The sequence below is a fragment of the Acinetobacter sp. 12966 genome (assembly GCF_031196995.1).
Taxonomy (GTDB): Bacteria; Pseudomonadota; Gammaproteobacteria; order Pseudomonadales; family Moraxellaceae; genus Acinetobacter; species Acinetobacter geminorum.
Genome location: NZ_JAVIMC010000090.1, coordinates 40,438 through 67,255 on the forward strand (window position 1 = coordinate 40,438; position 26,818 = coordinate 67,255).

At 40.0% G+C, this 26,818-nt stretch carries 26 protein-coding genes; 11 read left to right on the forward strand and 15 right to left on the reverse strand.

Annotated features, from left to right (window positions below):
- Nucleotides 1-12 precede the first annotated feature (12 nt).
- Nucleotides 13-1,425: a sigma-54 dependent transcriptional regulator gene (locus tag RFW85_RS13650; RefSeq protein WP_170249507.1), complete on the forward strand. Its 1,413-nt coding sequence runs from the start codon at nucleotides 13-15 to the stop codon at nucleotides 1,423-1,425.
- A 3-nt stretch (nucleotides 1,426-1,428) separates the two neighbouring features.
- Here RFW85_RS13650 and RFW85_RS13655 read toward each other — a convergent pair whose 3' ends face one another.
- The 4 genes from RFW85_RS13655 to lptF form a co-directional block, all read right to left on the reverse strand.
- The gene (locus RFW85_RS13655) at nucleotides 1,429-2,613 is read right to left on the reverse strand and encodes a S41 family peptidase (protein ID WP_068564746.1); all 1,185 of its coding nucleotides are present in this window, start codon (nucleotides 2,611-2,613) and stop codon (nucleotides 1,429-1,431) included.
- Between the two features lie 15 nt (nucleotides 2,614-2,628).
- Nucleotides 2,629-4,176, reverse strand: coding sequence for a 2,3-bisphosphoglycerate-independent phosphoglycerate mutase (gene gpmI, locus RFW85_RS13660; protein ID WP_017400161.1), 1,548 nt, complete (start codon nucleotides 4,174-4,176; stop codon nucleotides 2,629-2,631).
- Nucleotides 4,177-4,302: 126 nt separating this feature from the next.
- Nucleotides 4,303-5,373: an LPS export ABC transporter permease LptG gene (gene lptG, locus RFW85_RS13665; protein ID WP_002121203.1), complete on the reverse strand. Its 1,071-nt coding sequence runs from the start codon at nucleotides 5,371-5,373 to the stop codon at nucleotides 4,303-4,305.
- Nucleotides 5,373-6,473 carry an LPS export ABC transporter permease LptF gene (gene lptF, locus RFW85_RS13670; protein ID WP_170249508.1) on the reverse strand — a complete coding sequence of 367 codons (1,101 nt, stop codon included), beginning with the start codon at nucleotides 6,471-6,473 and terminating at the stop codon, nucleotides 5,373-5,375. The genes lptG and lptF overlap by 1 nt, the downstream gene beginning before the upstream one ends.
- Nucleotides 6,474-6,616: 143 nt before the next feature.
- Here lptF and RFW85_RS13675 point away from each other — a divergent pair, with 143 nt between their 5' ends.
- The 4 genes from RFW85_RS13675 (at nucleotide 6,617) to RFW85_RS13690 (ending at nucleotide 9,492) form a co-directional block, all read left to right on the forward strand.
- A complete protein-coding gene (locus RFW85_RS13675; protein WP_170249509.1) occupies nucleotides 6,617-8,065 on the forward strand; it encodes a leucyl aminopeptidase in 1,449 nt (482 codons plus the stop codon).
- Entirely contained in the window at nucleotides 8,058-8,465 is a 408-nt protein-coding gene (locus RFW85_RS13680; RefSeq protein ID WP_170249510.1) for a DNA polymerase III subunit chi, read from the forward strand. The genes RFW85_RS13675 and RFW85_RS13680 overlap by 8 nt, the downstream gene beginning before the upstream one ends.
- 38 nt (nucleotides 8,466-8,503) lie before the next feature.
- The gene (locus RFW85_RS13685; RefSeq protein WP_170249511.1) at nucleotides 8,504-9,142 is read left to right on the forward strand and encodes a hypothetical protein; all 639 of its coding nucleotides are present in this window, start codon (nucleotides 8,504-8,506) and stop codon (nucleotides 9,140-9,142) included.
- Between the two features lie 131 nt (nucleotides 9,143-9,273).
- Nucleotides 9,274-9,492 carry a hypothetical protein gene (locus RFW85_RS13690; RefSeq protein ID WP_170249512.1) on the forward strand — a complete coding sequence of 73 codons (219 nt, stop codon included), beginning with the start codon at nucleotides 9,274-9,276 and terminating at the stop codon, nucleotides 9,490-9,492.
- Between the two features lie 59 nt (nucleotides 9,493-9,551).
- Here the strand turns inward: RFW85_RS13690 and RFW85_RS13695 are convergent, their stop codons facing one another.
- The 6 genes from RFW85_RS13695 to glnK all read right to left on the reverse strand — a co-directional run bounded on the left by RFW85_RS13695 (nucleotide 9,552) and on the right by glnK (nucleotide 15,052).
- Nucleotides 9,552-10,211, reverse strand: a complete 660-nt coding sequence (locus RFW85_RS13695; protein ID WP_005301612.1) for a riboflavin synthase — start codon at nucleotides 10,209-10,211, stop codon at nucleotides 9,552-9,554.
- Between the two features lie 43 nt (nucleotides 10,212-10,254).
- Nucleotides 10,255-11,547: a DNA adenine methylase gene (locus RFW85_RS13700; protein WP_017481906.1), complete on the reverse strand. Its 1,293-nt coding sequence runs from the start codon at nucleotides 11,545-11,547 to the stop codon at nucleotides 10,255-10,257.
- Nucleotides 11,544-12,629, reverse strand: a complete 1,086-nt coding sequence (gene ribD / locus RFW85_RS13705) for a bifunctional diaminohydroxyphosphoribosylaminopyrimidine deaminase/5-amino-6-(5-phosphoribosylamino)uracil reductase RibD (protein ID WP_170249513.1) — start codon at nucleotides 12,627-12,629, stop codon at nucleotides 11,544-11,546. The genes RFW85_RS13700 and ribD overlap by 4 nt, the downstream gene beginning before the upstream one ends.
- A gap of 15 nt (nucleotides 12,630-12,644) precedes the next feature.
- Nucleotides 12,645-13,103, reverse strand: coding sequence for a transcriptional regulator NrdR (gene nrdR, locus RFW85_RS13710; RefSeq protein WP_086265360.1), 459 nt, complete (start codon nucleotides 13,101-13,103; stop codon nucleotides 12,645-12,647).
- Nucleotides 13,104-13,261: 158 nt separating this feature from the next.
- A complete protein-coding gene (locus RFW85_RS13715; RefSeq protein WP_170249514.1) occupies nucleotides 13,262-14,656 on the reverse strand; it encodes an ammonium transporter in 1,395 nt (464 codons plus the stop codon).
- A gap of 57 nt (nucleotides 14,657-14,713) precedes the next feature.
- Nucleotides 14,714-15,052: a P-II family nitrogen regulator gene (gene glnK, locus RFW85_RS13720; protein WP_000780326.1), complete on the reverse strand. Its 339-nt coding sequence runs from the start codon at nucleotides 15,050-15,052 to the stop codon at nucleotides 14,714-14,716.
- Nucleotides 15,053-15,330: 278 nt separating this feature from the next.
- On the opposite strand from glnK, the gene RFW85_RS13725 reads away from it, so the two are divergent.
- Nucleotides 15,331-15,558, forward strand: coding sequence for an accessory factor UbiK family protein (locus RFW85_RS13725; RefSeq protein ID WP_170249515.1), 228 nt, complete (start codon nucleotides 15,331-15,333; stop codon nucleotides 15,556-15,558).
- A 65-nt stretch (nucleotides 15,559-15,623) separates the two neighbouring features.
- Nucleotides 15,624-17,111, forward strand: coding sequence for a YifB family Mg chelatase-like AAA ATPase (locus RFW85_RS13730; RefSeq protein ID WP_170249516.1), 1,488 nt, complete (start codon nucleotides 15,624-15,626; stop codon nucleotides 17,109-17,111).
- Between the two features lie 14 nt (nucleotides 17,112-17,125).
- On the opposite strand, the gene RFW85_RS13735 is transcribed toward RFW85_RS13730, so the two are convergent.
- Nucleotides 17,126-18,559 carry a PLP-dependent aminotransferase family protein gene (locus tag RFW85_RS13735; protein WP_170249517.1) on the reverse strand — a complete coding sequence of 478 codons (1,434 nt, stop codon included), beginning with the start codon at nucleotides 18,557-18,559 and terminating at the stop codon, nucleotides 17,126-17,128.
- Nucleotides 18,560-18,670: 111 nt separating this feature from the next.
- On the opposite strand from RFW85_RS13735, the gene RFW85_RS13740 reads away from it, so the two are divergent.
- Together RFW85_RS13740 and RFW85_RS13745 are read left to right on the forward strand one after the other, a co-directional pair.
- Complete coding sequence (locus RFW85_RS13740) at nucleotides 18,671-19,447, forward strand: aldolase (protein WP_170249518.1); 777 nt, start codon at nucleotides 18,671-18,673, stop codon at nucleotides 19,445-19,447.
- A 15-nt stretch (nucleotides 19,448-19,462) separates the two neighbouring features.
- The gene (locus RFW85_RS13745; protein WP_170249519.1) at nucleotides 19,463-20,341 is read left to right on the forward strand and encodes a dihydrodipicolinate synthase family protein; all 879 of its coding nucleotides are present in this window, start codon (nucleotides 19,463-19,465) and stop codon (nucleotides 20,339-20,341) included.
- A 43-nt stretch (nucleotides 20,342-20,384) separates the two neighbouring features.
- Here RFW85_RS13745 and RFW85_RS13750 read toward each other — a convergent pair whose 3' ends face one another.
- Nucleotides 20,385-21,197 (reverse strand): TorF family putative porin, encoded by an 813-nt coding sequence (locus RFW85_RS13750; RefSeq protein WP_057085022.1) that lies wholly within the window; start codon nucleotides 21,195-21,197, stop codon nucleotides 20,385-20,387.
- Between the two features lie 966 nt (nucleotides 21,198-22,163).
- Here RFW85_RS13750 and RFW85_RS13755 point away from each other — a divergent pair.
- The gene (locus RFW85_RS13755; protein ID WP_309171611.1) at nucleotides 22,164-23,438 is read left to right on the forward strand and encodes an OprD family outer membrane porin; all 1,275 of its coding nucleotides are present in this window, start codon (nucleotides 22,164-22,166) and stop codon (nucleotides 23,436-23,438) included.
- Between the two features lie 106 nt (nucleotides 23,439-23,544).
- Here the strand turns inward: RFW85_RS13755 and ppa are convergent, their stop codons facing one another.
- Nucleotides 23,545-24,069 (reverse strand): inorganic diphosphatase, encoded by a 525-nt coding sequence (ppa, locus tag RFW85_RS13760; protein ID WP_002121243.1) that lies wholly within the window; start codon nucleotides 24,067-24,069, stop codon nucleotides 23,545-23,547.
- A gap of 127 nt (nucleotides 24,070-24,196) precedes the next feature.
- Nucleotides 24,197-24,595 (reverse strand): MAPEG family protein, encoded by a 399-nt coding sequence (locus RFW85_RS13765; protein ID WP_002121258.1) that lies wholly within the window; start codon nucleotides 24,593-24,595, stop codon nucleotides 24,197-24,199.
- Nucleotides 24,596-24,701: 106 nt separating this feature from the next.
- On the opposite strand from RFW85_RS13765, the gene RFW85_RS13770 reads away from it, so the two are divergent.
- Complete coding sequence (locus RFW85_RS13770) at nucleotides 24,702-25,091, forward strand: hypothetical protein (RefSeq protein WP_170249521.1); 390 nt, start codon at nucleotides 24,702-24,704, stop codon at nucleotides 25,089-25,091.
- Between the two features lie 41 nt (nucleotides 25,092-25,132).
- Here RFW85_RS13770 and RFW85_RS13775 read toward each other — a convergent pair whose 3' ends face one another.
- Nucleotides 25,133-26,812, reverse strand: coding sequence for a long-chain-fatty-acid--CoA ligase (locus tag RFW85_RS13775; RefSeq protein ID WP_086265371.1), 1,680 nt, complete (start codon nucleotides 26,810-26,812; stop codon nucleotides 25,133-25,135).
- Between the last annotated feature and the right edge of the window lie 6 nt (nucleotides 26,813-26,818).

A 26,818-nucleotide genomic window follows, 5' to 3' on the forward strand; every position in this document is an offset into this window, starting at 1 on the left:
GTTTTTGGGGAAATGGCAGAACAGCAACCACTCGTTTTGCTTGTAGACGATGAAGAAGATTTGTGCCTTTTAATGCAAATGACTCTTGCACGAATGGGGATTAAGACACATCTTGCTTATCGGGTTGAACAGGCCAAACAACTCTTTACTCAATTTCATTACGATGCGTGCTTGACCGATTTAAACTTACCCGATGGTAGTGGTTTGGAATTGGTTAAACATGTTTCTCAAACTTACCCTCACACACCCATTGCTGTTTTAACCGCATACGGCAATATGGATATTGCAATTGCAGCATTAAAAGCTGGAGCTTTTGATTTTGTCAGCAAACCTATTAATCAAATTCATTTAGATCAGCTATTAAAAAAAGCGCTTAACCAGCCAAAACCAGAACATGAGTTCGGTGAAACAACTCTAGAGAATGACTTATTAATTGGGCGCTCACCACCTATACAAAACTTACGGACAGCTATTAAAAAAATAGCCCGCTCCCAAGCACCTGTGTTTGTTACCGGTGAGTCTGGTACTGGTAAAGAAGTTGTTGCTAATCTTATGCACCGCTTAAGTAACCGCAGTGAAGGGCCATTTATTGCAATTAACTGCGGAGCAATCCCAACTGAGCTCATGGAAAGTGAACTTTTTGGACATAAAAAAGGGAGCTTTACTGGAGCAACCCAAGACAAACAAGGCCTGATTTTATCAGCTCATGGCGGCAGTTTATTTTTAGATGAAATTGCCGAATTGCCTTTAAGTATGCAGGTTAAATTGCTTCGGGCGGTACAAGAGAAGAAAATTCGCCCTGTCGGTTCAGATCAGGAAATTGATGTAGATTTTCGAGTAATTAGTGCGAGTCACCAAGATTTAGATTTGTTAGTCCAACAAGGTAAATTCCGTCAGGACTTATTCTTCCGTATCCATGTTATGGATATCATGTTGCCACCACTGCGTGAACGTGGTGGAGATATTTTGCTCTTAGCCAATCATTTTATTCAAAAGGTTTGTACGGAATGGGGAATTTCAAGCAAACAATTAACAGCGAGCGCTGAAACTTACTTATTGCAGCAAGATTTTCCGGGTAATGTTCGTGAATTAAGAAATATGATTGAACGAGCTATTACTTTAAGTGATGATGAATATATTGATTTGAAACACTTGGCACCTCCTGTTAGATGCAATAGTGTTAGTCCGCAAATCGCAACTAAACAGGTAAATCAAACGCTAACTGCTCAAACTCATCCAAAATTTCCAATAGAAGGTTTAGAACGCTACTTAGAAAATATCGAAAAAGACATTTTACTAAATGCACTAAACATGACGCATTGGAATCGAACTTTGGCAGCTAAAAAGCTAGGAATGACATTTCGTTCTTTGCGCTATCGACTTAAAAAATTTGGTTTAGATACCGAAATGGGAGAGGAAGTATAAAAGTTACTTCCTCTTTAGGAGTAAATCTGCAACGCGGTCTAAATATACGTCCTCTTTCATTTCTGCTGGCAATGGATAAGCCTGATTAGGTTGAATACCCTGCCCTTCAATCATATTGCCATTTGGCGTGTAGTAATGTGAGACCGTCATCTGTAGAGCTGCTCCACTTGGCAAAGGAAATAGCTTTTGCACTACACCTTTTCCATAACTTTTTTCACCCATCACCCAAGCACGCTGGTGTTCTTTCATGGCCGCAGTAAAAACTTCTGCCGCAGAAGCAGAACGGTGATTAATTAATATACCTAATTTTGTATTCTGAAATTCATTACCAGGCAGTGCCTGAAACTGCTGGTTACCTTCCGAACGGCTTTTGGTTGAAACAATAATTCCGTTATTTAAAAACAAATCTGCTGACTCTACCGCTGCCGATAACAATCCACCCGGATTATTTCGCAAATCGATTAAAACAGCCTTTAAACGTGGGGAACTATTTTCTTCAATTAATCTTTTAATTTCATTAGCAGTGTCTTGTTGGAACACTCTAATTTTGAGTACAAGCACCTGATTATGCAACATTACAGGTTCTATATCGGTTTCTATTTTTTTATTACGGACTAAGTTAATGTTTCCGTTTAGCTCTTCCGCTTGTACTTGAAGTGTACTTCCTATAGAACCGTAAAGTAGCCCGAGTACCTGATCTTGGTTTAAATTTTTTAAATCTTGATTATCAATCTTTAGAATCGTCTGACCATTTCTCAAACCTAATTTATAGGAGTCTGAACCCGTTTTAAGATCACGAATCATCCACTTATGGGCATGTGCTTCAGTGCTTAATGCGAAATCAACTGACGCAAGATCACCTTCAGTATATTGAATCAGTTGGCGATATTCTTCTGCCGATAAATAACGTGAATAACGATCTAGCCCACTCACCAACCCTTTTATAGCTTGTTGAAACAACGCATCGTCCGACTTCACGTCTACATAGTTATCTCGAACAATTCCATAGATTTGCACAAACTGTTGAATAGACTCAATCGGCACTTCTGCATAGCTATGTTCCGGTTCTTCCGAATCAGAGTGCAAAGGTGACAATTTTTCTTTTACAACTGGCGCTGCAAAAGCAAATTGGCTGCAACACAGCAACATACTTACAATAAGTTTTTTATATTTAATGTGTTGCAGCATCCAATCACCTTTAACTTATGCAGATAGTGTAATCAGATTACGCCCTTGCATTTCGGCAGGAACAGGAATCTGCATTAAATTGAGAATTGTCGGTGCTACATCTGCAAGCACACCACCTTCTGCAATTGTTGCTTGTGTTGGGCCAACATAGATAAACGGCACAAGCTCGGTTGTATGTTGAGTATGCACTTGCCCACTTTCGTAGTCTTGCATTTGTTCAACGTTACCATGGTCAGCAGTAATGAGCATATGGCCTTTTTTTGCCATAACTGCTTCATAGACACGACCTAAACAAGTATCAACCGCTTCAACTGCTTTAACCGCAGCATCAAACACACCCGTATGACCGACCATATCACCATTTGCGTAGTTCACAACCAATAAGTCGTATTCACCTGAATTAATTGCTTTAACCAACTCATCAGTGACTTCATAAGCACTCATTTCTGGCTTAAGGTCATATGTCGCAACGTTTGGAGATGGAATTAAAATACGCTTTTCACCCGGATATTCATCTTCACGACCACCACTAAAGAAGAATGTTACATGCGCATACTTTTCAGTTTCAGCAATACGTAACTGGGTTTTACCTAAAGAAGATAAATACTCACCCAATGAGTTTTTGAGGGCTTCTGGCATATATGCAACTGGTGCGTCAATGCTTGCCTGATAACGCGTTAACATCACAAACTTAGAAAGATTCGGTACAACTTTACGTTCAAAACCAGCAAAGTCTTTCTCTACAAATGCGCGAGTAATTTCACGAGCTCGGTCAGCACGGAAATTCATAAATACAACGCTATCACCATCTTGAACTTTAGCGATATCACCAATACGAGTCGCTTTTACAAACTCATCATTTTCATTGGCTGCATAAGCTAACTCCAACCCTTCAACTGCTGTTTGCGCAGTACGCAGTGCCTCGCCTTCAGTTAACAAGCGATAAGCTTGCTCAACGCGATCCCAACGGTTGTCACGGTCCATTGCAAAGTAGCGACCAATCATGGTTGCGATACGGCCTTGACCCGGATATTGAGCAAATAATGCATCTAATTTTTCTAAAGATGGTTGAGCACTGCGTGGAGGTGTATCACGACCATCAAGGAAAGCGTGTAAATAAACTTTTGCACCGCGTTTTAATGCAAGCTCACACATCGCCACAATATGATCTTCATGTGAATGGACGCCACCTTCTGAAAGTAGCCCCATAATATGGACAGCACCACCAGCAGCTTTGGCTTTTTCAACAGCGTCGATCAACACTTCATGTTTGAAAAAGTCACCAGTACGGATATCTTTAGTAATACGGGTAAAGTCTTGATATAGCACACGGCCAGCGCCAAGATTCATATGGCCGACTTCAGAGTTCCCCATTTGTCCATCAGGTAATCCAACATCTTCACCTGAACCAGAAATTAGACTATTTGGATGCTTGGCTTTCATTGCCGCCAAATTTGGTGTTTTTGCTGCAAGAAAAGCATTATCTTCAATCGCTTCACGGTGTCCAACACCATCCATAATGACCAGAACGTGAGGGATCTTGCCAGCAGTTGCATCCGTCATAATCAATTTCTCTTTTGTCTACAATTTCGTCACAATATCTTACCGAATTTTCGGTCAAGACTCTATTTATTCCTATGGCTTTCACCAATATCTGCGATTGATGAAAACCATAAATATCAATTATTACTAGCGAGCGCGGTAAAGCAAATAACTACCAGCGCCAAACATTAGCAAGATAGGTACGAGTACAAACCATGCTGGAGATGGAGAATAAACCAAGCTCGCATAGCCCAAGAAATCCTGCAAATAATAGAAACTCAAACCAATGAACAATGCGATCACCAAACGGAAGCCCATCGATTGTTGGCGTAACGGTCCAAAAATAAAAGAACACGCCACTAGAACTAATGCAATGAGTGAAAATGGCGAAGCAACTTTTTGCCAGAAAGCCAATTGATACGTCTTTGGTACCTGACTATATTCATCCATATAACGCATAAAGCTAATCAGTTGGCTTGGTGATAAATCTTCAGGATCTAAAGTCACCATATGCACATATTTAGGCTGTAATGCTAAAGCAAGCGATTGTTCTTCATGATCAGTTTTGATGGCATTTCCTGCCGCCAAAATGTCCATTTGTTCAGCCTTTTTCAAAGCCCATTGACCATTTTTAATAAACTGTCCTTGCTGAGCATTAATTAATGATTGCAAGTAATAGTTTTGGTCAAAATCGACCACTTGAATGTCTCTTAAATTGCCTTGAGAGTTAGCGTAGTCGATATAGATAAATCGCTGCCCTTCACGTGACCAATAGCCTTTAACTTCACCTAAAGCAGCTACAGAACGATGGCTTTTAACACTTTGGGCTTTTTCATTCGTGTAAGGAATAACCCATTCACTTAAAGCAAACGACAAAATAATAAGCAGTAAAGCTGAGCGCATAACCCAACCAACAATACGCCATAAGCTAACACCGACTGAACGCATAACAATGAGTTCACTACTCGTTGCCAATGAGCCCAGTCCAATCACAGCACCAATCAAGGCAGAGATAGGTAAAATTTCATAGAGATAGCGAGGAGCTCCCCACAAGACATAGACGAGAGCTTGCCATGCGTTATAGTCTGGTTTGAGCTCACCCAACTCACCAAGATATGTAAATAAGACCTGAAGAATGGACAAAACAACTGTGGTGCCAAACATCGCAAGCGCAGTGGTTTTCGTCACATATTTGGCGACTATTCGACGTGCTAACATTATAATTTCACTCGCTTGATCTGTTTCTTGATTTTTGGTCCTAACTTCTGCTTACGTGAGAATAAGGCGGCAGCAACGCCATACACAACTAACACAGCAGGATAAGCCCAAATATCGAGTTCTTCTTTACTAATACGAGTCTTGATTGCAATCATTAATACGATCAGACTGGAAAAAATAAAAATCGCCGGAATAAGACGGTAATAACGGCCTTGTCGTGGGCTCACTTCAGACAATGCCACTGATAGCATTAACGCAATAACAATGGTGAATGGCCCAAATAAACGCCATCCCAACTCACTTCTAATAACTGGATCATTCGTTTTTGAAAAGAGTTTTGTTGTTGATAGTGCTTCTACATCGCCACTCTCAAATTTAAGATCTTTGTCATTTTCTAAACGTAGACGATAAGACTGGAACTCGGCTTGTGTATATTTTGGTTGTCCCGGGAATATTTCATAACGACGACCTTGTACCAGATCAACAACATTGGCAGTGTCATTTGCAACTTCTACACGAGTCGCTTCTTTTGCCAAAATCATAACATCTGGCTTATCTTCTTTAGCAGCGCGCTGATAAAAGAAAATATCCTTCAAATTCTTTCGGTCTTCCGACAATGACCCCGCATAGATCGTATATGGCCCAGAAGAAATAAACTCTCTTGGTCGAACCAAATCGAAACCTGTCCGAACAGCTTGTGTGGTTGTCAGTTTTTCAAACTCACGTAGTCCCCACGGCGTCATCCACAGCATAAGTACCGACTGAAATACCATATAAACCAGTGTCATTGGAATGAGTAATCGTGCTAATTGATGACGGCTTACACCACTACCATTCAATACAGCCATTTCATGGTCAACATATAAACGACCAAACACCAACATTAAACCAATGAAAAAACCCAATGGTAAAATGAGTGTTAGAAATTCAGGTAAACGATATCCAATGATGCTAAACAAGATACTGGCATCTAAACGCCCCTGCGCCGCCACACCAAAGTATTTGATCAGACGACCACCCATCATGATTAGGGTCAGTAAAGAAATGACCACCAATGAGGTAGAGACAACTTGCTTGACGAGATAACGCCGAATAATCAAAGTAATACTTCCAAAAGGCTAATCGGGACGTGTGCTAGTTTACCCGAATGTTAAAAATATAAAACCGCACATTGCAACGCTATGCTTGAAAGTGTTTCAATGTTTTAATCCATCATAACTTTCTATAGGCAATCACGGCAGCCATGAAATTTACAACTTATACAACTTTTCCCGAACAGACATCTAATGAATCTTTGTGGGTTTTAGTTGATTCAGAACAGCTACAAAGCAACATCAACACATATCAAATCAATAACCTAGAAAGCGTTCTTACTGCCACCCAATTCAAAGGCAACTTCAATGAAACTCTGCCTTTATTCGGTCAGGTTTCAAATCAACCTCATAGCCAATTACTTGGCTTAGGAAAAACAGCCGAACTTCAGGCGGTTAAGCTCGCTAAACTTGCCCAAACCATTATCAAATCGACACAAAATAAATTTAAGCATATCGCAATTGATATTGCTGCGTTACCTGTCGAATACCATTATTTATTCGCTTTAAGCTTAACTCAAGCAGCTTATGGTTATGATGAGTTTAAATCGAAAAAAAATGAATTTATGTTACAACAGGTTGATTTAATTAGTTCAACGACGAGCCTTGATGAAAAACAACTGGCTTTAGTGCATGCCGTACAGTCTGGTCAATCGTATGCACGTGACCTTGGAAATCGTCCGGGTAACATTTGCTTCCCTGAATATTTGGCAGAACAAGCATTAGCTTTAGCCGCAGAATTCCCTGATTTACTCAAAGTGACTGTCTTAAATGAACAGCAAATGGCTGATTTAGGCATGTATGCTTTTCTTGCAGTCAGCAAAGGATCTGAACGTCCGGGTCGTATCGTAACACTTGAATACCAAGCTGGAATCGATGAAGCACCTGTTGTACTTGTCGGTAAAGGCGTTACTTTTGATACAGGCGGTATTTCTTTAAAACCAGGCCTAGGCATGGATGAAATGAAGTTCGATATGTGCGGTGCAGCCTCTGTATTAGGTACTATTCGTGCGCTATGTGAAGCGAAACTCCCTATTCATGTCGTTGGAGCAATTGCAGCTGCAGAAAACATGCCTTCAGGTAAAGCAACTCGCCCAGGTGATATTGTGACAACCATGAGCGGACAAACTGTTGAAATTTTAAACACGGATGCTGAAGGTCGTCTTGTACTGTGTGACACATTGACCTATATCAAACGCTTCAATCCAGCTGTCGTGGTTGATATCGCAACATTAACAGGTGCATGTGTAGTCGCTTTAGGTAAAGTACTGAGTGGTTTGTTCTCACCAGATGATGCTTTAGCAGCTGAACTCCAACAAGCGGGTGAGCAATCATTTGACCGTGTATGGCGTATGCCAGTCATTGAAGATTATCAAGAATTACTTGATTCACCATTTGCGGATATTGCAAACATCGGCGGTCCATACGGCGGTGCAATTACGGCAGCTTGTTTCCTTGAGCGCTTTACACGTGAGTATCGTTGGGCTCATTTAGATGTAGCAGGAACAGCATGGTTATCTGGTCCAGCTAAAGGTGCAACAGGCCGTCCAGTGCCATTACTCATGCAATTTTTAGCGAATCGTGTAAATACGAATGGCTAAAATTAGTTTTTATCTGTTTGAAACCAGTGAAGAACGGCAAGTCGATAGTGCTTGCCGTTTATGCCGAAAGATTTTACAGAAGCATCCTAAAATCTGGTGGTATTGCCCAGATGTGCAGCTACAACAAACTCTTGATGAAAGATTATGGGATTTCGACCCTGTCAGCTTCATTGCACATGGAGTTGATCAAGCTGAGGCTGCTGTATGTATTTCGGCTAAACAACCGCTTGAACAAGGCCTGTTAGTATTTAATTTTAACAATCATGCACTTGAACAAGTTGATCATTTTAGCCACATTATAGAAATTGTTGAAAATAATGAAACAGCCAAGCAAATTGGTCGAGAAAAATTTAAAATGTATCGCCGTTTGGGTATAGAACCGCGGACCTTTAAATTATAACGCGATAAAATGTTGAAACTGTTGAGTAAAGGAGAACTGTGGTGGCATTAAATGTCGGGCAAGATTTTAAAAAAAGATGGTTAAATGCGCCTGAAGCTGTCCGTCATGCTTATCAACAGGATCTGGCACGTATTTGTGACTTATTAGAACCCCAAACTCCTATTCAGCTTTGGGTTTTAAATGACGAAAAAGCGCAGTTAGAATCACAGCAAAAAATTGAACAAGCTTATGCGGACCTTAAGGCAGAGCTTATTGAGCAAGCACGTATCCGTCGTCAGCTCGCTTTAGAAAAAGCGCTTGCTGACAAACGTGCATCAGAAGCTGCTTATGCTGCGGCATTGCAAGCGGACGAAATTCGCAAGTTTAATGAACAGACTGAAACATTACAGGCATTACGTAGCCATTTAGAACAAGAAGTTGCAGAACAAACTGCACGTTATCAGAAAAATCCAGAAACACCAGCAGTCAATTACTCTGCTGGCGTAAAACTTAGTATTACCGATGATCAAATCTTATCTGAGCTTGAAAGTTTACGCATTCGTTTAGAACTTGAAGCTGAGAACTTAATTGAAGAGTCTGTAACGGCTTTCCGAGCCAAACTACATGTGGCAGCTCAAGAAGAAATTGAATACATTTTAAAGAATTCTAAGTTTTCTGATGAAAAAATAGAAAAGTAAAGTTTTAAAAACTTCTTCTGTCATAAAACTGACACCTATATGTCACAAAATAGACACAAATATTATTCTTGTAGATCAATTGATTATGAGAATAGAAAGTAGTGATTTAAGATAATTAATGAGGGTAAGAAATGGACATTCCGCATCAGATTTCAAAGCAACTTGAGCAGCTTAATCAGGGTGAACAATGGACATTTTCAGCACAAGAACTTTATATGAGTCATAACGACTTTAATTCACTTTCAATCTTGCTGACACGAGCATCGGAAAAAGGTGAATTTTCAATTACACGCACTCAGCATAATAAACCATGGGTTGGCACGCATTCGGTTACTCTCACCAAGCATTAATTTTTAAAAATAAAAAACCGGAACATATGTCCGGTTTTTTATTTTTGATGATCAGGATTTTATTTTAAAAAACCATTCTCAGCTAAAAAAGCCATACTAATATTTGACTCAGTTTTTTGTTCAGCTGCTTTATCACCGAGCAATAAACGCTCGATATAACGCGCCAACACATCGACTTCAAGGTTGACCTTACTGCCTACTTGCCACGTTCCAATATTGGTACGTTCTGCGGTGTGCGGAATCAAATTCAAGCTTAAAATATTTCCACGTAAGTGGTTAATCGTTAAGCTAATTCCGTCAACGGTTACCGAACCTTTTTCCGCCAAATATTTAGCAAGTTCTGCCGGTGCTGTAACTTCATAATAGATTGAACGAGCATCTTCACGCACTACGGTAATTTCACCTACGCCATCAACGTGACCACTTACAATATGCCCACCAAAGCGCGTTGTCGGTAACATTGCCTTTTCAACATTGACACGTTGCCCAACTTTCCAGTTACCCAAAGTCGTTCGATTTAAACTTTCACGAGAAACATCTGCTGCGTACCAGTTATCACCCCATTCAATGACTGTGAGGCAAATACCATTGGTTGCAATTGAGTCACCCAAATGTACGTCTGACATATCCAGATCAGTCTGAATACGTAGACGCACATCACCACCTACACTTTGCAGGCTTTCTACTTTACCTAAACTTTCAATAATGCCTGTAAACATGGCTCAATCTCCAAATCTTTTTACACTGCTTAAATTGCAGCGCTTACCAAAGTGCGAGCTGTGTACTATTACCTGAGGTATCTACACCACCTAGCTCGGCGAAGTGGTAAAGCTGGCCTAATAACTGACGCAATGGTGGCCCTGACTTGGCATGAGTATCAGTAATCACAATAAACTCAAGCACGCGTGCACGTTCAGACTGTCGTTGTTTACTTACGCGATAACGCGGCACATCTTGTGTTAACAAGGTTACTTTGCCCCGCTCAAGATTAGCCATAAGCAAATCTTTTGGCTCGATATTACCATCAGTTGAATAGCTGGTCAGAATATAGCGTGCATTGATCGTTGAAAGTAATTTCTCATACGCATCTTTTGCATGTTTAGAAGAGTTATATGGACTTGGACGCTCTTTACGCCACGCTCTATCAATTCCACTCTTATAACCTTTGGTATCCGGTGAAGGTAAATCCACCTGATCCCATAAAGTTAATGCATTTAAAACATGGTAATTACTACTATATGCGTGTTGGTTATATGGTGGATCGAGATAGGCAACATCGACTTCAAAACCACTCATTTGATTTGCTAGATGCTGGGAGTCTACACACCACATTTCAGCAGCAGGTCGTTTACGATCACCAATCTCACAAAAACGGCTCGGTGTTAACCAAAGTAATGACTCAATTCGTTCTAGCGCAGTTTGAGTACGTCCGCCCCACCCTTGGTGAAAACTTTTAAATACGCCACTCGTGTTACTGACAAAACTAGCTGAATAGAGCAATGGTGCAAGCAAAGCACTCATCTCTACATCATTAATTGCACCTTGTGCCTGCCATGTTGCAATCTGCTGGCGAATCGCATCGATACGCATACCATTACGGCGTTTAAAGAATAAACGATCACGAGTTGGATCGTATATATCATCATTACGCGGGCAAAGGTTATGCGTTACCCAACCTTTAACTTCAGGTAAGCGATTTAAATAGTCGATAGCCTTTTGATAACCGCCCAGTTCTTTAAAAGCAGGCGCATCAACACAGGCTAAAATTGCATGATTTAAAGCATGGCTATAAGGTTCCCAGTCATTCGCAATCACGCGGTAACCATTTTGACGTGCTAAACGAGACACGACGCCACTGCCAGCAAAGAAATCGGCAAAAATCGGTGGATTCTTTTTCTTACTATTCAGTGTCCCTGTAATTTCAAGGGCTTCTAAAATTAGATGGAGCAATCGGCGCTTGTTACCCAAGTACGGCACAAGCTGATGGAAAAGATATTCGTCTGTTGTACGGGCTGCATGACGACGTTTGTGATAAACCGAAGGCTCTGAATTCATACTTTCTCTTGCGTAGGGATTAACCTTAAGCGTATATCTTGATCAATTTGTGTCACATCAAGAAGTGTAAAACGAAGTTGCTCTGCCATATATTCAAATTCTGCATTGAACATGGCCCTTGCACTTTTCCCCAATAAGGTCGGGGCAATATAACTGATCAATTCATCCACCAAACCTTCTTGCAAAAAGGCAGTAGACAATGTTGCGCCAGCTTCAACCAACACATCATAAATTTGATGTTGCTTAGATAGGGTCTGTAACAGCATTTTTAAAGGCTGAGTTTCTAATTGTATCACGCCTAAATCAGCAAGTTCTTGACGATACGGCCCCATCACCATCACAGTTTCAGGATTCTCTAAGATCTTAGCGTTAAGTGGTAAACGTCCTTGGCGATCTAAAACAACACGTTTTGGCTGAGCAACTGTCTTGATATCAAAATTATTGAGTGAACGCACGTTAAGCTGACAATCATCTGCAATCACAGTTTCAATACCTGTAATCACTGCTCCAGAAATGGCACGCCAATGTTGTACATCTTGACGGGCCGAAGAACCTGTAATCCACTTCGACTCACCTGATGCCATTGCAGTACGCCCATCTAAACTTGAGGCTACCTTTAAACGTACATAAGGCATGCCTGTAGACATTGCCTTTAAAAAACCTTGATTAAGTTTTGATGCTAAATCTTTACAAATGCCAACTTCTACTTCAATTCCGGCATTTTCTAAAATCTGAACACCTTTGCCCGCAACCAATGGATTGGGGTCAGGGCAAGCGACCACTACTTTTTTAACTTGGGCTTTCACCAATGCTTCGGCACAAGGAGGAGTCCGGCCATAATGCGCACATGGTTCAAGCGTGACATAAGCCGTTGCACCTTGTGCATGTTCACCCGCCTCGCGTAAGGCAAAGACCTCTGCGTGTGGCTGACCTGCTTTAGGATGAAAACCTTGGCCAATTAACTGATCATCTTTGACAATCACACAACCAACATTTGGATTAGGCTTGGTCGAATATAGTCCTCGTTTGGCAAGTTCAATAGCTTGCTGCATCCAATACTGATCTTGTTTCAACTCAGACATAAATATCTCAAATGATTAGTGTTCACGTTGTTGCATTTGCTCAATTTGACGGCGAAACGCTTCAACATCCTGAAAATCTTGATAGACAGAAGCAAATCGGACGTAAGCAACATGGTCAAGGGCAAATAAAGATTGCATGACGATTTCGCCAATTGTTCTAGATTTCACGTCACGCTCACCTAAACGGCGAATCTGCAACTGAATATCACTTAAAACTGTTTCGATCTGCTCTTGTGTGACCGGACGTTTTTGCAAAGCATGCATTAACGAACGACGTAATTTGGCCTCATCGAAAGGTTCATTTTTTCCATTCGATTTGATCACACGGGGCATTACCACTTCATAGCTTTCAAAAGTGGTAAAACGTTCACCGCAAATTACACACTCACGACGTCGACGAATCTGACAGCCTTCGGCGGCTAAACGTGAATCGATGACTTTACTATCTGCGGCGTTGCAAAATGGACAATGCATAGCGGATTTATAGGGTCGATTACTTTGACCTAGTGTAGCAAAATTTCCACACTTACAGAACCAGCATTCTATGAGACAAAAAAACAGTCCTGAGCAAGATCAAAGCATCGCTTTGATCACAGCGCAAGACTGTTCTTTTAAGACAGATATATTAATGATTATTCAATACGTTCGCCATGTTGGCTTAAATCCAGACCCATGCGCTCATCATCAGAGTTAACACGGATACCAATCACAAGATCAATCACTTTAAGAATAATGAAAGTCGCGATACCACTGTAAACCATGGTTGCCAATACGCCTTCAACTTGGACCCATAATTGACCAGCGAATGTTGGCGCTAATGCAACGTTGGCTGCTTTAATAATTTCGTCACTGTAGAATACGCCAGTTAAAATCGCACCGACAATACCACCTACCGCATGCAAACCAAACGCATCCAAAGCATCATCGGCTTTAAGTAAGCGTTTAAGTGCTGTAATACCCCAGAAGCACACTACGCCACCAATAAGGCCCATCACTAAAGCACCGCCTACACCGACAAAACCAGCGGCTGGTGTAATCACAACCAAACCAGCTACCGCACCAGAAGCACCACCTAATACAGATGCTTTACCACGGATCATACGTTCAACAACCAACCAAGAGAATGCAGCAGCGGCAGCAGCAACTTGAGTCACTAAAATTGCCATACTTGCGCGAGCGCCAGCGCCTAGAGCACTACCACCGTTAAAGCCGAACCAACCCACCCAAAGTAAGCTTGCACCCACTACAGTTAAAGTCAGGTTATGCGGAGCCATAGATTCGCGGCCAAGGCCAATACGTTTTCCAAGCATGTAAGCAGCAACTAGACCTGCAACACCTGAGTTGATATGTACAACTGTACCACCAGCAAAATCTAATGCGCCTGCTTTAAATAACCAGCCATCTGCAGCCCACACCCAGTGGGTAATTGGTGCGTAAACAACGAGCACCCAAACTGCAATAAACACCATGAAAGCTGAATACTTCATACGGTCTGCAATAGAACCGCTAAGGATCGCAACTGTAATAATGGCAAAAGTCATTTGGAAAATAACAAAGAGACTTTCAGGAATTGTCCCACTTAATGCATCAAACGCCACCCCGTTTAGCATTGCTTTAGACAAATCACCAAAAAATGCACCTGTGCCAGAGAACGCGATTGAGTAACCAGCAATCACCCACAGCAAACTTACCAAGATTGCAGCTGAAAGGCTGAACATCATCGTACTGAGTACATTTTTTTTACGTACCATACCGCCATAGAATAATGCCAATCCCGGAATGGTCATTAATAGAACCAATGCGGTTGAAACTAAAATCCAAGAGGTATCACCCGTATCAAGAGTAGGTGTCGGTGCTGGAGCTGCTGGAGTTTCAGCAACTGGTGCTTCTGCAGTAGTTGCAGTAGCTGAAGATGTTGATACAGCCGCAACTTCCGATGTTGGCGTTGTTACAGCTTCTTCTGCCCAAACGGCAGTACCACCCAAAAGAGCGCCTGATAGACTGAGCGCCATAAGCATTTTTTTCATTCGTGTCCCCCAACCTCATTTGCGAGTTATTTTCTACTCAGCAAGCTTTGTGCCAATTTAGACAGCATCCGGTCCAGTTTCACCCGTACGAATACGGATTACTTGTTCCAGGTTAGTCACAAAAATCTTACCATCGCCGATTTTTCCAGTGCTTGCTACACGCGTAATTGATTCAATTACTGCGTCGACCATTTCATCACTAATCGCAATCTCGATTTTTACTTTAGGTAAGAAATCAACCACATACTCTGCACCACGGTAGAGTTCTGTATGCCCTTTTTGACGACCAAAACCTTTAACTTCAGTTACGGTAATCCCTTGTACACCAATGTCAGAGAGTGCTTCACGCACGTCATCCAATTTAAACGGTTTTACAATTGCAGTTACAAGCTTCATGTTTGTTTCCTTCGGCTTCTTTTCACCAGTAAGGTTTTATGTTCAATTTTCATGCCAATATTTCAAAGGTTGAGGGAAATGAATCTTTTGCATGAACTTTCTTTATAACCTATTTAGTGAGCAAGATGTAGATGAGCTATCAAAAATAAAATGAATTTTCAGTAGTGTTATATGCTGATTTAATGATCTATTTGCACTAAAAGAATTGAAACCTATATCCAGCGCTTAAGCAGTGTTAAACTGTAAACCATAAAGTAATACAACACTTTGGATATTTCATGCTAGAAACTTTGCTACAGGCCATTCTGGAACAAATTGATGAGCCTAAAAAAGATTTGGAAAAAAATTTACGTGCATTATTAAATGAAGCGGTCGAAAAGTTAGAGCTTGTTTCCAAACAAGAGATCGACCGTCAAAAGACTGCACTTCAATCAGCCAATCAACGTTTAGAAGAGCTACAAAGACAAGTAAGTTTGTTAGAAGAAACTTTAAAGAATAAAAAATAAGCACCAACGTAGCGCATTTATACTTTACAACGATTAAAAATGAAGCACCATAATGGAACAATAAGATGTCTTTTTCTAAAATTTATACACGGGGACTTTTAGGTTTACATGCGCCTCTGATTGAAGTTGAGGTACATGTGAGTCAAGGCTTACCTTCTCTTACTATTGTCGGCCTAGCAGAGGCGGCGGTAAGAGAAAGTAAAGACCGGGTTCGCTCAGCCATTATTAATAGTGGATTTCAATTTCCAACAAAACGGCTGACCATTAATCTTGCACCAGCAGATTTGCCCAAAGATGGTTCACGTCTAGATTTACCTATTGCTGTAGGTATTTTAATTGCATCTGGCCAGCTCCCAGAAAACTGTGCCGAAGATTTTGAATTAATTGGTGAATTAGCTTTAGATGGCCATGTAAGACCAGTGTCAGGTACTTTAACTTTGGCAATGGCGTGTCAACAGGCCAAGCATAAAATGCTTTTACCTCTCGATAATAGTCAGGATATTAGCCATTTACCGAATCTTGAATGTTATCCAGTGAGCCATTTAAAAGAAGTCTGTGATCATTTTCTGGGCATGAAATCGCTATCTTCGATTGAACCTGCAACGACCTCAAACCAAATGCCTTATAAATTTGATCTGGCAGATGTAAAAGGTCAGCTACGTCCACGTCGCGCACTAGAAATAGCAGCCGCAGGCGGGCACTCGCTGCTCTTTAAAGGACCACCAGGAACAGGTAAGACTTTACTCGCTTCACGTCTTCCTTCAATTTTGCCACCGCTTTCTAATCAGGAAACGCTTGAAGTCGCGAGTATTTATTCTATTTCAAATACACCGCATACCTTTGGTCAGCGTCCATTTCGTGCGCCCCACCATACAGCATCAGCCATTGCACTAGTTGGGGGCGGCTCACATCCTAAACCGGGTGAAATTACTTTATCTCATTTAGGGGTTTTGTTTTTAGATGAACTCCCCGAGTTTGACAGAAAAGTGCTAGAAGTCTTACGTCAGCCACTTGAATCAAAAGAAATCATTATTTCACGTGCAGCTCGGCAAATTACCTATCCTGCAAACTTTCAGCTCATTGCAGCAATGAATCCTTGTCCATGTGGTTATGCGTTTAATCAAGACAGCCGTTGCCAATGTTCACCAGAAAGTATTAAGCGCTATCAAAACCGTATATCAGGGCCATTACTTGACCGTATCGATTTACATATTGATGTACCTCCTTTAAAAGCTCAGGAACTGCAAGATCCAACACCTGCTGAAGACTCTACAACTGTACGGCATCGTGTGATTTATGCTTATGAACAACAAATGCAAAGACAAGATTGTTTAAATCAAGCACTCTCACCAAAACAACTCGAGCAATATGCCGTTCTCGATAGTACTTCACAGCGAATGATGGAAATGGCTCAGCAACGTTTAAATTTATCTGCTCGTGCTTATCATCGTGTTTTACGGGTTGCTCGTACTATTGCCGATTTGGCCCAAAGTGAGGTCATTCAAAGTCCTCATCTTACAGAAGCACTCTCTTATCGAGGTAATCACTCTTAAAATTAAACAGCGGATTATGAGTCCGCTGTTCTTTTATTAAGAGCTTCATTTAAGGTCTCAATTAAGGAAGTAATTTCTTTCTCTGATAGAGCAGCGAAACCAAAGCGAATACAACAATTAGAAGACTCGATTTGTTTAAACTTATGCTCTGTATCAATGTTGAGTTCTTTTAATTTTATAAGCTGATCTTGAGTAAATGGTTTCTGGAACTTCACCCACAAAGCCATTCCACCTGCAGGTGGCTGTATTTGCACACTCTCTGCAAAAACTCGATGGAACTCATTTAATGCATGGTCACGGCGTAGCTGATATATCTTTTTCATTTTGCGGATGTGTCGTTTTATTTCACCTCGCTGCATTAAATCTGCTAACGCAAGTTCCGTAATATTATTTCCTTGGCGATCAATCACTAAAATATCTTCAGTAATGGATTGAATGATTATTGGAGACGCTACCATATATCCCAATCGGACGCCGGGTGCAAAGACCTTAGACAATGAGCCAATATGAATGACCAGTTCAGAATGAGGCAAACTTGCTAAGGGTGGCATAGGCCGACTGGCATAGTGGAATTCGTGGTCATAGTCGTCTTCAATAATATAAAAGCCCCATTTTTTTGAAAGCTCCAAGAGTTGAAGACGGCGATTCATTGGCATCGTGACAGTTGTGGGATATTGATGATGCGGAGTTGTATAAATGGCAGCAACCGAATGTTCTTGTAAAATCCGTTCTAAATCTTCAATGACAATACCTTGTTTATCTAATTTAACAGAAACCACTTGAAAGCCATTTGACTGAAATGCTTTAAAAGCAGATGGATAATATAATTCCTCAATAACGATCACACCCTGCCGATTGGGTAATGCTCGAGAGGCAAGAAAAATTCCCATCTGACTACCACGCACAATACAAATCTCATCTTCGGCAACATTCATAAAACGTTCCATCGATAGCATTTGTTGTAAGGCTTGTCTTAACTCAATCATTCCCCGTGGGTCGCCATAGCCCATGTACTGATTTTGAGTAATTTTAATCAGTGCATGTCGATAGGCCCGTGAAAATAATTCGTAGGGAATCAATCGTGGATCTGGCACCCCATCGTTATGTGGGCGTTGAATCACTTCTTGAATGATTGGTTTATCATTAACTTTTCGTTCAGATACTGGCTCTATTTGAAGCTGTTTTTCCGGCAAAACATCCGCTACAAATGTACCTTTTCGGGGACGAGTCACAAGCCAACCTTGTGCTTCTAATTCTTCGTAAACTGCTTGTACGGTTTTTCGATTAATTTCTAGTTCTTTTGACAAGCTACGAGACCCGGGCAGCATAGTCCCCTGCACTAAACGGCCACTTAAAATTTCCTGACTAATTAGGTTAGTAAGCTTTAGAAAAACCGTTTTTTCTTCTCTTTCATCGATACGAAAATGTACTTGCCAAGGTCTTAGCATATTCGCCCCATCTGGACCATATAACTTATGAAAACTGGATGTATTGATTCATCCAGTTGTTTTCTATTCTGCCTTCACCTACTTAATTTGGTCAACTGGACTGGAGAAGAGATGAAGACTGCTTCTGTAAACAAACAAGACCTCATGCAACACGCACAGCAAGACATGCAAAAGTGGATTAGCGACACAGATTTAAGTGATCGTCAAAAGCTTGCACTCACTTGTCGTATTTTATTTGATCATGGTCATGATGCTGGTTTGGCAGGTCAAATTACATGCCGTAGTGAAAATAAAGAAACCTTTATTACCCAACGTTTCGGTTTAGGTTTTGATGAAATTACTGCTTCAAACTTACTTGAGGTGAATCAAGACTTAGAACCAATCAATCAAGAAGGAATGGCAAACCCAGCCAATCGTTTTCACACATGGATTTATAAAGAACATCCAGAAGTGAACTGCATTATCCATACGCATCCAACCCATGTTGCTGCTCTCTCCATGCTTCAGATTCCACTCATGATTTCTCAAATGGACGTCTGTGCACTTTACGAAGACTGCTCATTTGTAGGCCACTGGCCGGGAGTTCCTGTGGGCAATGAAGAAGGTATTTTGATTTCTTCTGCTTTGGGTAAAAACCGTGCTGTTTTGTTGTCTCACCATGGACAACTGGTTACAGGAAAAACCATTGAAGAAGCCTGCAACTTGGCGCTTTTAATTGAACGTGCAGCTCAACTGCAACTGCTAGCCATGTCTGCCGGACAAATCCAGCCCATCCCTCATGCTTTAGCAACAGAAGCTCATGATTGGGTTTCTACCGATAAACGCAACAAAGTGAACTTTGCTTACTACGCACGTAAAGCTTTGAAAAAACATTCTGACTGTATTTAAAAAGAGACCTCAATCATGAAACTAAACGGCATTATTGGCTATCCTGTTACCCCTTTTTCTGATGACAACACCATTAACCTTCCTGTTCTAAAGCAGATGCTCGATTTGCTTATTGAAAATGGCTGTGATGCGATTGCACCTTTGGGTAGTACTGGTGAAAGTGCTTATCTTGAATGGGATGAGTGGTGCTTAGTCGCTAAGACTTCAATTGAAAGCATTAATAAACGTGTACCTGTCATTATTGGAATTTCAGAACTCACGACGGATCAAGCCATCAAAAAAGCGCAGATCGCGCAAAGCTATGGTGCAGATGCACTTATGGTGATTCCTGTATCTTATTGGAAGCTAACAGATCAAGAGATTTTTGAATATTATCAGTCAATTGCACAAGCAACGACTTTGCCGATTATGATTTATAACAACCCTGCGACCAGTGGTGTTGATATGTCTCCAGAATTAATCGTGCGTATGTTTAATCAGATTTCAAACATTACGATGGTGAAAGAAAGTAGCGGTGATATTCAGCGTATGCATCAAATTTATGAGCTATCAAAAGGAGAACTCCCGTTTTATAACGGCTGTAATCCTCTAGCTTTAGAAGCTTTATGCTCTGGAGCCAGTGGTTGGTGTACAGCAGCGCCTAATCTATTAGGTCAGCTCCCCCAACAACTTATTCAGCATGTGAAAAATGGTAATTTAAATCAGGCTCAAAAATCATTTTACCAGCAACTCCCTCTACTACGCTTTATCGTAAGTGGTGGTTTACCTAAAACGATTAAAGCAGGTTTGCAGCTAAAAGGGATTTCTGCGGGTACGCCACGTAAACCTCTGATCAAAGCAAATGATGTTGAGCTTAGTCAATTAAAACAGTTACTTGCTCAAATAGAGGACTAATAAAAAAAGCGGGTAAATAAACCCGCTTTTTTACAATTCAAACTTAGAATGTTTTAGTTAAACTAAACACTAAGCCTGTGTCATAAGGTTTCTTACCAGCATCAGTCATACCAGAAGTACTAATGTCTGTACCAACAACATCTAGCTCAGCGACAATACCCAAGATGTTATAATTCACACCAACTTTATAATCGATATAGCTATCATCTTCACCTGGTCCACCTGCAACTACAAGTAAAGAGTCTTTATTTTTTAGCTTGTTATAACCAACTGAAGCAATTCCTGTAAATCCTGTGTCAGCTATTGGTGCTGAATAACCTACGTTAAAATACCAGAACTCATCAGAGTGGCCCCAATAATCATCTGAATAGCTTACGCCCACACTAAGTGCATCACCTTTAAATAAAGAATCAGCAAACGTTAATTTTCCATAAAACTCGGTAAAGTCAAAACCTGTATCACCATTGTATGGGTTAGTAAATTTTGAGTCAGAACCAATATAGCCATAATGAATTACACCCACATCATAAGTTGGTGCAAGCGTATCAGACAATTTTAATGTATTTGTATAACCTAAAGAGATATCGGTTTCAGTTGAAACCCCTGGCGTATTAAAGTCAACGCTTGACCCCCAAAGCGCAACATAGGCACCTGACTTATGAGAAAAAGTAAAACCACCTTGAATGGCTGGGTTATTTGACGATTGTGTAACACCGCGGAAACGGTAGTCTGTAGTTGCCGCTACACTACCTGTTGCCGTGATTCCATAAAAAGATGGAGCATCTTCAGCCATAGCCATAGTTGACCCTGCTGCAAAGATACCAAGAGTTACTGCCTTAAGTGCAAATTTCATCATTTTGATCTCCCCCACAATGAACGCACGATTTATACGAATTAAACAAATTGTGTTACTTGAGCTTTAGCAATTGCTGTGCCAAGTACAAATTTGTCATAAGTGCTCTTCATTAATTTCCGAGATCAAAACCACTTTATTATGAAATCCTTGTTTATTTTTCATAAAAATATATCTATAAAAAACATGATGATAAAATATATTTTTTATAAAATAAAAAATACCAGTCATACAAAAAACACCTTATCGGAAATTACTAAACGAGGTAAGGAGTATTCATTTGTTGCACATAAATTTTCTATTTAATCTTAGAGTCGAGATATAAAAAGTATGTAAATTTATTGAAGGCAATGCTTGTAATGGTCTCTGAATGAGCATTTTTATTAACTCAATTACTTTATTTATTTTTGAGTTCAAGCCAATGAGCTATTTTGGGTCTTTTTTAAGCAGGAATATGAATAAAAAGAAGAGTGCACAAAATTCAAGCAACATCTTGCACTAAGTTTGATCAGCGCAGACATATACTGTTGACCTATTATTCGTGATCTATTTTTGTACATCATACTTTTAAAACAATGTTATATAGTAACATTTTAGATAGATTTTAAAATAAAGAGGTGAAAAAAGTAACGTGAGATAAGATTAAAAAGTAAACATATCCAACAAAAAAGAGTAAAAAATGAACACAAGAATCAACTATTTTTTGAAGTTTAAATATAAAATAAATGGTAAAAATCAACTAAAAAATAAATTACTTTTTTTATTTTAAACAATAGATTAAGTATAAAAGACTATTATTAAATTCATTAAACAACCAGTAGCACATTAATCAATTTCTGCATAGCATATATAAAATAAAATCAACAAAAATATATCTTTTTTATAGATTACTTATACAATTGATGGAAATCCTAGGCCCTGAATAATAACAAGGCACAGGATTTATCGTTTTTATGAGGTTCTTTAAATATGCTAAAAGCACAAAAACTTACATTAGCAGTTCTCATTTCTGCGGCAATAATTTCCTCGGCTCAGGCAAGCGAGCAAAGTGAGGCAAAAGGATTTGTTGAAGATGCGAACGGTTCTATTCTCTTCCGTACCGGTTATATCAGTCGTGATAAAAAAGATGGAAGGGCTGACAATAGCTCATTTGCTCAAACGGCAATTGTAAATATCGACTCTGGCTTTACTCCTGGTATTGTTGGTTTCGGTGTTGGCGTTGTTGGTGACGGCTCATTTAAAATCGGCGAAAATAAAAACGCTGGTAATAACATGATTCCACAACATAACGATGGTTCAGCTTACGATCATTGGGCGCGTGGTGGTGCTAACGTAAAAGCACGTTTCTCAAATACAACTGTACGTTATGGTACTCAAGTGCTTGATTTGCCTGTGCTTGCAAGCAACACGGCTCGTTTAGTACCTGAATATTTCACTGGTACTTTGTTAACTAGCCATGAAATTAAAGACTTAGAAGTGGTTGCTGGTAAATTTACTAAAAACCAATATTCTGACCAAATTGCTACTGACCAAAATGGTTTAGATCGTGCCGTGGTTTGGGGTGCAAAATATAAGTTTGACGATCAAATCAGTGGTTCTTACTACGGTGTTGATGTAAAAGACAAACTTGATCGTCATTATGTCAATGTGAACTACAAGCAACCGCTTGCTAATGACAGCTCACTTACTTATGACTTCAGTGGTTATCATACTAAATTTGATAAAGATGCTAATCTTTCGTACGCGACTGGCCCAGCTGGTGAAGACAAAACCAACAATATTTGGGCAATTTCAGGTACTTATGCGACTGGCCCACATAGTGTGATGCTGGCGTACCAACAAAACAGCGGTAACATTGGTTATAACTATGGTCTAAACCAAGACGGCGGTCAAAGTGTTTACTTGCCAAACTCTTATTTGTCTGACTTCATTGGTAATGATGAAAAATCTGCACAAATCCAATATAACCTCGACTTTGGCAAGTTAGGTGTATTACCTGGTCTAAACTGGACTACAGCTTATGTGTATGGCTGGGATATCAAAACATCTAACGGTGCAGACGACTCAAACGAAAGCGAATTCTTCAACCAAGTAAAATATACAGTTCAAAGTGGTTTTGCTAAAGGTTCAAGCTTACGCTTACGTAATTCAATTTACCGTGCAGACAGCGCTTATACTACAGACTATATGCCAGATACTAATGAATGGCGTATCTTCCTTGATATTCCTGTGAAATTATTCTAATTCACAAATCTATCAAGCATAAAAAAACCTACGTCTGGCAACAGATGTAGGTTTTTTATTAAGCTCAGAATATCAATTCAGACATTCTGAGCTTATCAATTAAAGCTTATTTAGCAGCTTCAATTGCTTTTAATACTTCTGCTTTAGCAACATCAGCACCTTCCCAACCACTGATTTTTACCCACTTACCTGGTTCTAAATCTTTATAGTGACTGAAGAAATGCTCAACTTGGCTAATCAATAACGGAGGAAGATCTGTATATTCCTTCACGTCTTTGTAAAGTGGAGATAATTTTTCGTGTGGAACAGCGATTAATTTCGCATCAATACCACCGTCATCTTCCATGTTTAATTTGCCCACTGGACGGCAACGAATGACTGAACCAGCAGCAACAGGATGTGGAGTTACAACAAGTACGTCTAATGGGTCGCCATCTTCAGACAAAGTATTTGGAACATAGCCATAGTTCGCTGGATAGAACATTGCTGTACCCATGAAACGGTCTACAAACAATGCATCAGAATCTTTATCGATTTCATATTTAATTGGTGCTGCATTTGCAGGAATTTCAATGATGACATAGATGTCATTTGGCGCATCTTTACCTGCTGGGATATTGCTGTAACTCATATCAATACTCTTTCGTTATGAAGTCAGATGTAAAATCCACTCGATTATAGCGTGGATATCATCAAAATGATGCCGATTATACAATGGGCACACGCGAAAGTTGATATGAATGATGACAGAATGACACTCAAGTCAGTTTAATCGTGACCACAAGTAAGAAGATTGGACACAATATAGATAAGAACCAAACAATCGAGCGCAAAGTTGCCCAATTACTTAAATAGCAAATACCATAAATAACTCTTAAAATAATATATGCCCAACCTAATCTCAGAATAAAATATTCCGGAACAACCATATATTCAGCCATTAAAATAGCAGTCAAGAATAAAGGTAGGCTTTCAAAGCTATTTTGTTGTACGGCATTAGCGCGAGCAGCAAGGCCTGTTGTTTTAGCCAAAAAAGCTCTCGGGTTTTGATTATCGACGGGCTGAAAACCACCTGTAAATTTTGCAATTACGGTAAATGCGTATGGCAGCAAACATGCCACTAAAATAATATAGATAATGCCGCTGATGCCCTGCATAGTGCCATCCATCACTGAAAATACTGTTGATCATGCTATCATAACATTGCGTTTTTACCTGAAATTTTATGCAATCACTTGTCATCACTGATTAATAGGGCCATGTATGCAACAACCTGATCAAAAAGAATTGTTTGAAGTCTTAGAAAAGCAAAAACAAAATCAACTTCAGGTAGACCGTATATTAAAAATTGTACTTCCTATTGTCGCTTTTTTATTGAGTGTGATTTGTGCAAATCTAAATTGGCAATCGACACTGGGCACCTTTGTTATTTTAACAATTACTTTTATTGCAGTCGGTATTAAACGACTTCCTTTATGGCATTGGTTAATTGTGATTACCCTATATTGCCTAGCAGATAATTATTTAAGTTATGGTCAGCTCGATTTAACTCACCTGCGTTTGCAATTGGGCACAATGCTTGTTTTTGTTGGAATGATTGGGATAGGTCGTCCTTATATAGACCGCTGGTTTATGAAAAGTCATAAAATATAAAAAAACAAAAAAGCGCCCTAAGGCGCTTTTTTATTAACTTTTTAGGCTGGCTTACGTAAGTCTTTACGTAAAATTTTGCCTACGTTTGATTTAGGTAGTTCGTCCATAAACTCAACATAACGAGGACGCTTATAACCTGTTAAGTTCTCTTTAGCAAAGCTCAAAATTTCTTCAGTCGTTAAACTTTGATCTTTTTTCACAATAAAGAGTTTAGGCACTTCACCTGATTTTTCATCTGGAACACCAATTGCAGCAACTTCCAATACTTTTGGATGTTTAGCAATAATTTCTTCGATTTCACTTGGGTACACGTTAAAACCAGAAACCAAAATCATATCTTTTTTACGATCTACAATTTTGACATATCCACGGCTATCCATAACGCCAATATCGCCTGTACGGAAGAAACCATCTGCTGTCATGACCTTAGCTGTCTCGTCAGGGCGGTTCCAATAACCTTTCATTACTTGAGGACCGCGAATCGAGATTTCACCTTGCTCACCTAAAGCAACTTCATTACCGTCATCATCTAAAATAGCAACTTCTGTCAAAGGCAATGGAATACCAATGGTGCCGCTAAATTCAGTAGAAGCTGGAGGATTTGCAGTTGCGACTGGAGAAGTTTCAGACAAACCATAACCTTCAATAATGGTTGTACCAGTAATTTTCTTCCAAGCCTCTGCTGTAGAAGGTAAAACTGCCATACCACCGCCCATCGCCATTTTTAAATTGCTATGGTCCAATTGTTTAAACTCTTCATTATTCACTAAAGCATTAAATAATGTATTTACTGCAGGAAAGAATGATGGCTGATATTTACGTAATTCGTTAATCACGGCAGGTAAATCACGTGGGTTAGGAATCAAGATATTTGCCTGACCTTTATACATACCGTACATCGCGCAAACCATGAACGCAAAAATATGATAAAGCGGTAATGCGCAAACAATGCGGTCACCTTTGGCACCATCATTAGCACCAAATTTACTCTGGAAAATACCGTCACATTGTAAAAGGTTTGCGACCAAATTGCGGTGTGTCAGTTCTGCACCTTTTGAAACCCCTGTAGTACCGCCAGTATATTGAAGTACGGCAGTATCGCTTAAAGTTAAATTCGGGCGCTTATAATTACTTGGGCTTTCTTTATTTAATGCTGCATTAAATTTAACGTACCCAGGAATATTCCAAGCAGGAATTTGCTTACGTACTTTACGTAATACAAAATTTACCAACGTACCTTTAAGCGTACCCAGCATATCCCCTACTGTAGCAACCACAACGTGCTTGACAGGGGTTTTACCTAAAATGCTCTGGTAAACACTAGCAAAGTTTTCGATAATCACGAGCACTTCTGCACCCGAGTCATTTAATTGATGCTCAAGTTCTCGTGCCGTATAAAGTGGGTTTACATTCACTAGAACTAAGCCCGCACGCAAAACAGCTAATGCCACCACAGGATATTGCAATACGTTTGGCATCATTACTGCAACACGAGTCCCTTTTGCTAACCCCAAATTTTGCAAATAGGTCGCGAACTTACGACTTGCAAGTTCTAACTCGTTAAATGACATTGCCTTATCCATGAAGATAAAAGCATCACGAGAACCAAACTTTTGGAAATTATTCTCAAAAATATCAACTAGTGAGGTATTTTCCGCAGGCAATGCTACTGTTTCTGGAATCCCTGTCTTTTGGTATTCTGCAAACCAAATTTTTTCCATAATGCC

What these genes read in the sequence shown, in the direction of transcription:
- RFW85_RS13650 (WP_170249507.1), top strand. Translation starts at nt 13, where the DNA reads ATGGCAGAACAGCAACCACTCGTTTTGCTTGTAGACGATGAAGAAGAT.
- RFW85_RS13655 (WP_068564746.1), bottom strand. Translation starts at nt 2,613, where the DNA reads ATGCTGCAACACATTAAATATAAAAAACTTATTGTAAGTATGTTGCTG.
- gpmI (WP_017400161.1), bottom strand. Translation starts at nt 4,176, where the DNA reads ATGACGGATGCAACTGCTGGCAAGATCCCTCACGTTCTGGTCATTATG.
- lptG (WP_002121203.1), bottom strand. Translation starts at nt 5,373, where the DNA reads ATGTTAGCACGTCGAATAGTCGCCAAATATGTGACGAAAACCACTGCG.
- RFW85_RS13675 (WP_170249509.1), top strand. Translation starts at nt 6,617, where the DNA reads ATGAAATTTACAACTTATACAACTTTTCCCGAACAGACATCTAATGAA.
- RFW85_RS13680 (WP_170249510.1), top strand. Translation starts at nt 8,058, where the DNA reads ATGGCTAAAATTAGTTTTTATCTGTTTGAAACCAGTGAAGAACGGCAA.
- RFW85_RS13690 (WP_170249512.1), top strand. Translation starts at nt 9,274, where the DNA reads ATGGACATTCCGCATCAGATTTCAAAGCAACTTGAGCAGCTTAATCAG.
- RFW85_RS13695 (WP_005301612.1), bottom strand. Translation starts at nt 10,211, where the DNA reads ATGTTTACAGGCATTATTGAAAGTTTAGGTAAAGTAGAAAGCCTGCAA.
- RFW85_RS13700 (WP_017481906.1), bottom strand. Translation starts at nt 11,547, where the DNA reads ATGAATTCAGAGCCTTCGGTTTATCACAAACGTCGTCATGCAGCCCGT.
- ribD (WP_170249513.1), bottom strand. Translation starts at nt 12,629, where the DNA reads ATGTCTGAGTTGAAACAAGATCAGTATTGGATGCAGCAAGCTATTGAA.
- nrdR (WP_086265360.1), bottom strand. Translation starts at nt 13,103, where the DNA reads ATGCATTGTCCATTTTGCAACGCCGCAGATAGTAAAGTCATCGATTCA.
- RFW85_RS13715 (WP_170249514.1), bottom strand. Translation starts at nt 14,656, where the DNA reads ATGAAAAAAATGCTTATGGCGCTCAGTCTATCAGGCGCTCTTTTGGGT.
- glnK (WP_000780326.1), bottom strand. Translation starts at nt 15,052, where the DNA reads ATGAAGCTTGTAACTGCAATTGTAAAACCGTTTAAATTGGATGACGTG.
- RFW85_RS13725 (WP_170249515.1), top strand. Translation starts at nt 15,331, where the DNA reads ATGCTAGAAACTTTGCTACAGGCCATTCTGGAACAAATTGATGAGCCT.
- RFW85_RS13730 (WP_170249516.1), top strand. Translation starts at nt 15,624, where the DNA reads ATGTCTTTTTCTAAAATTTATACACGGGGACTTTTAGGTTTACATGCG.
- RFW85_RS13735 (WP_170249517.1), bottom strand. Translation starts at nt 18,559, where the DNA reads ATGCTAAGACCTTGGCAAGTACATTTTCGTATCGATGAAAGAGAAGAA.
- RFW85_RS13740 (WP_170249518.1), top strand. Translation starts at nt 18,671, where the DNA reads ATGAAGACTGCTTCTGTAAACAAACAAGACCTCATGCAACACGCACAG.
- RFW85_RS13745 (WP_170249519.1), top strand. Translation starts at nt 19,463, where the DNA reads ATGAAACTAAACGGCATTATTGGCTATCCTGTTACCCCTTTTTCTGAT.
- RFW85_RS13750 (WP_057085022.1), bottom strand. Translation starts at nt 21,197, where the DNA reads ATGATGAAATTTGCACTTAAGGCAGTAACTCTTGGTATCTTTGCAGCA.
- RFW85_RS13755 (WP_309171611.1), top strand. Translation starts at nt 22,164, where the DNA reads ATGCTAAAAGCACAAAAACTTACATTAGCAGTTCTCATTTCTGCGGCA.
- ppa (WP_002121243.1), bottom strand. Translation starts at nt 24,069, where the DNA reads ATGAGTTACAGCAATATCCCAGCAGGTAAAGATGCGCCAAATGACATC.
- RFW85_RS13765 (WP_002121258.1), bottom strand. Translation starts at nt 24,595, where the DNA reads ATGCAGGGCATCAGCGGCATTATCTATATTATTTTAGTGGCATGTTTG.
- RFW85_RS13770 (WP_170249521.1), top strand. Translation starts at nt 24,702, where the DNA reads ATGCAACAACCTGATCAAAAAGAATTGTTTGAAGTCTTAGAAAAGCAA.
- RFW85_RS13775 (WP_086265371.1), bottom strand. Translation starts at nt 26,812, where the DNA reads ATGGAAAAAATTTGGTTTGCAGAATACCAAAAGACAGGGATTCCAGAA.